Source organism: Mesorhizobium sp. M4B.F.Ca.ET.143.01.1.1 (assembly GCF_004792275.1).
Taxonomy (GTDB): domain Bacteria; phylum Pseudomonadota; class Alphaproteobacteria; order Rhizobiales; family Rhizobiaceae; genus Mesorhizobium; species Mesorhizobium abyssinicae.
The window spans coordinates 1-340 of sequence record NZ_SRSR01000192.1 but is presented as its reverse complement, the minus strand read 5'-3'; the positions used below and the strand labels follow the sequence as shown (position 1 = coordinate 340).

Here is a 340-nt window from a genome sequence, read left to right as displayed (position 1 = left end):
CAAATGTATCCCGAGCTGGCGCCGGGCCACGTCGCCCGCATCAAGGAGCTGGCGCGGGAAGGCGCCTATGACGGCGTGGTGTTCCACCGCGTCATCGACGGCTTCATGGCGCAGACCGGCGACGTCAAGTTCGGCAATTCCTCCAAGCCGACCTATGCGCCGTCACGCGCGGGCATGGGCGGGTCGGACAAGCCTGACCTCAAGGCCGAGTTCTCAAACGCCAATCACGGCCGCGGCGCCTGCTCGATGGCGCGCGCCCAGAACCCGAATTCGGCGAATTCGCAGTTTTTCATCTGCTTCGATGACGCTGCCTTCCTCAACCGCCAGTACACGGTCTGGG

1 protein-coding gene is annotated in these 340 nt (G+C 64.7%); it reads left to right on the top strand.

Annotated elements, in window-relative coordinates; genetic code table 11:
* Positions 1–340, top strand: a 340-nt coding sequence (locus EN786_RS36580; RefSeq protein ID WP_135910122.1) for a peptidylprolyl isomerase, incomplete at both ends; no start/stop codon positions are given.